General features: G+C 62.3%; 3 protein-coding genes. 1 reads left to right on the top strand and 2 read right to left on the bottom strand.

The features are described 5' to 3' along the window. Nucleotides 1–288 precede the first annotated feature (288 nt). Nucleotides 289–1,398, top strand: coding sequence for an MFS transporter (locus tag ACW9KT_RS22250; protein ID WP_457084596.1), 1,110 nt, complete (start codon nt 289–291; stop codon nt 1,396–1,398). A gap of 108 nt (nt 1,399–1,506) precedes the next feature. On the opposite strand, the gene ACW9KT_RS22245 is transcribed toward ACW9KT_RS22250, so the two are convergent. Both ACW9KT_RS22245 and ACW9KT_RS22240 read right to left on the bottom strand, forming a co-directional pair. Beyond that, nucleotides 1,507–2,001, bottom strand: a complete 495-nt coding sequence (locus tag ACW9KT_RS22245; protein ID WP_457084594.1) for a hypothetical protein — start codon at nt 1,999–2,001, stop codon at nt 1,507–1,509. A gap of 511 nt (nt 2,002–2,512) precedes the next feature. Continuing rightward, nucleotides 2,513–3,013, bottom strand: a complete 501-nt coding sequence (locus ACW9KT_RS22240; protein ID WP_457084592.1) for a hypothetical protein — start codon at nt 3,011–3,013, stop codon at nt 2,513–2,515. Between the last annotated feature and the right edge of the window lie 578 nt (nt 3,014–3,591).

The following is a 3,591-nucleotide window of genomic DNA, read 5'->3' as shown; positions in this document are numbered from 1 at the left end:
TACGCCCCAGGACCGTCGCCGCGTGCTCGCGTTCGCCCAGCCGCTCACCCACGGCACCCGGCTGACGCCTACCCCGGCCGAACAGCACCTGCTCGACCAGTTTGTGCGCGGGGACCTTTCGCTCGATCAGCTCCTGACCGCTTTGGAAAGCAATCCTGCTGCCTAGCCCCGCGCCCGCCGGGGCCTGGTACTCCTTCTTTCTCTAGCTGCTTACCTTGTAAACAAACAACTATTGCCGCTCGCGCTCGGGGGCTTGGCTTGGCCATTTGCACTACCGAGTTCGTCCTGATGGGCTTGCTGCCCGCTATCGCCCGCGACTTCGACGTCTCCATCCCCCAGGCGGGGTATGGCATTGCGGCCTACGCGCTGGGCGTGGTCATCGGGCCCCCGCTGCTGACGGCGCTGGGACGTAACCTAGCGCCGAAAAAGCTGCTGCTGTTAATGCTCCTGTTTACGGTTTGCAATTCGCTCTCGGCCTTCGCCCCCAACAACCCCCTGCTGTGCCTGACCCGGCTGCTCTCAGGTTTGCCGCACGGCGCCTTATTCGGGGTGGGGTCCGTGGTAGCCAGTCGGCTAGCCCCTGAGGGCAAGCAGGCCCAGTCTATTGCCGTCCTGTTTGCGGGCCTGACCATTGCCAATCTGCTGACTGTGCCGCTGGGCACCTTCATTGGGCAGGACTATTCCTGGCGCTATGCGCTGGCGGGGACAGGCGGCACGGGCCTGCTGACGCTGCTGGCCCTTTATTTCGTACTGCCCACTCTGCCGGTGCAGCAGGCCCGTAGCCCCCGCGCCGCGCTGGCCCTGTTTACGCGCGTGGACACGTGGCTGATCATCCTGATCACGGCCATCGGGACGGGGGGCTTGTTTGGCTGGGTGAGTTACATCGCACCCTGGATGACGGAGGTCTCGCGCTTTCCCGCCGCCTACGTGCCTTACATCATGATGCTGGTGGGGCTGGGTATGTTTGTGGGCAACCTAGGGGGCGGCAAGCTGGCCGACCGCTTTCCGTCCGTAACGGCCTGCCTGGTGTTGCTGCTGGCCATGGCGGGGACCCTACTGATCATCTTCTTCGTATCGGAAAATCAAGCCTTATCCCTCCTGATGACGTTTGTAGCCGGTAGCTGCTCCCTGGCCCTGGCCGCCCCGATCCAGATCCTGATGATTCAGTCCTCGAAAGGCGCCCAGCTGCTGGGGGCGTCGGTGACGCAGGCGGCCTTCAACCTGGGCCATGTCCTGGGGGCCTTTCTGGGCGGCTTGCCCCTGGCGGCCGGCTACGGGTATACCTCCCCCGAGCTGGTGGGGGCCGCCCTGGCTCTAATGGGAGCCGGCTTCGCCTGCGTACTGCTAGGTCGGTCTGGCCCGCCCACACCGGCGGCCACTCCCGTCCCCGTGGCCTAGAAGGTCAACCTGATCTACTTTCCCCTGGGGTAACAGGTGGCTCACCCGTTCAACCAAGACCAAGGCTAGGCCACTTGACCTCCCTGGCAAGCAGTAGGCGCTGGCACCTTAGGCCGGGTAGCCCGTACGCCAGCCCGGCCGGGCCACGAGGGGGCGGGGCGGGCCCGTTACTAAGCGGTCCGCCACCGTCCCCGTTACGAAGGCATAAATGCCTTTGTGCAGTAAGTCAATGACCTGCTCGTCCCGCGGCCAGGTCCAGGGCAGCGAGCCGGCCCCTGTGGCGTTTTCCAGGGTCTGGTCCGTGAGCAGCCGCAGGTTCATGAATAAAAACGAGCCCACCGCCCCGCGCACGCCGCGGGCGGCCATAACGCCCCGCACCGCGCCGACCACTATCCCTTGTCCCCAGTGCATGGCCCAGTTACGGCCCAGGCGCTGCTCGTTCGGGCGGGGAGCCAAGCCCAGCAGCCGCTCCAGCGTTTCGGCGGGCATATAGGAGTTGGGGCGGTGGGTAAGGCGCTGCTCGAGCTTTTCGGCCAGGGTCATGGCCGCGACGCCGGCGGTACCCGCGACGAGGCCCCAAAGAGCCGCTTGACTTGTTTTCATGGGTGGTAGTAAAAGGAAACGTAAACGAGTAAAGAACGGGCGCGCGGCGCGCACCGGGCACGGAGCGGGGAGGCAGAGGCATTCTTGCGGTCAGAACCGAGGACCAGGCGCCGAGCCGGTGGGCCCTTTTACTCATACTACCTTCGGGCGAAGGGGGTTATCGCCCAGCTTACACTACCCATCGTGGTGGGGCGGCTGATCAGCCCAATGACCTACCTCAAACTAGGCGCCATACGCGGTTCATCAAGTCATCGGATTTGGGCTCTGTCCCTTCCTGGCTTTAGTTCCCAAAACAGGGACAACAGGGAGGCCAAGTAGTCGGGTCAGAAAGAACCAGCTAGGTATCTTTCAAAACCTCACTTGTTGACCCCCTGATCCACCCTTTCGGCTACGCCCGCGGCTCCCCCGGGACCAGACCTTGGATACTCAGCGATACCACTAGGGGCAGTTGTCCAGGGAGCCTAGAAGGCAAGGAAAAGAATCAAAGGCGGGCAAGGCGATGACCTTACCATCAGCCGAAGATGAACCGCAAGTCTTGCTTCGGACTAGTAGCCCTGATAATTCCCTGATCATCAACTGCTAGCCCCCCCCCCTTGGCGGATAGCCCCGCCGGGGGCAGGAACCTGGTTACCCGGCGCTCCAGGGCGGCCAGGGCCAGGATGATCAATGCTTCCCCAAGGAAATAGACGGCTCCTAACGGCGTCAACTGGCGGTAAAAATAACCACAGACGCCGCCGACTACCAGGCCGCAGTAGAGCACGTTGCCCCGCCACACCAGGGTCAACCACCGTCGCCACTGCTCCCGCACCAGGTAGAAACAGCTAAGTGAGAAGACAGCGTACCCCCCCGCCAACACCGTGAGGGCGAGCAAGACGGGGCGCGGCAGGCCGAAGCGCTCGGCAAAAGCGAGGGTCACCACGCCCAGGCAGCCGGCAGACAAGAGCGCGCCCCCGCCATCGAGCAGGAAAAGCTGCTGGGGGTGGCGGCGAAAGTAAGGGGCGAGCCGCGGCATGGCACCAGACACGTTGAGGGGGAACAGCTGGGCCGGGACGGCGCAGCGGCCCGCGAAGATATACGCCTTGCGCGTGATGGTACCGACAAGGCGGGCGGTGGAGCCCCGAGGGAGCCTGGTGCTAAACGAACAGGGCGTTCTGATCTGTGTCTTAGAATCCGCATTATGTTTAGCGATAAAACAAGGAAAGAGAACCAGTTGACGAATAGCCACCACCTCTAGTTTTTGTCTATTTTTTACTTTCCTAAAGGCCCGCGCTAACGCGGAGGATTCTGCTGCCTGCACGCCCACCCATTACCTGGTAAACCAACCTTTTAACTGAGGCCTACATAGCAACGGCCTTTCATTTTCTAATTGTCCTCCAGGTTGAAGTAAGCTACAGCGGGTAAGAATGGGCATACTACCGTGCCCACAATTTATAAGAAGGTAGGCGGAACCCGGGATAATCATTCGTTACTTAGGAGTCCTACCAGTTCTCCTCCGATTAGTGCCTATGCGACTACGCGTACTCCTGGCGTTGCTACTTGTGAGGTGGATAGGTAGCGTTGTTGCCTGGGCGGCAGCGGAGCCCCAGCGAC

The sequence above is a fragment of the Hymenobacter sp. HD11105 genome (genome assembly GCF_054051685.1).
Note: the sequence above shows the minus strand (reverse complement) of the source record. Positions and strands in the feature narration are given on the sequence as shown.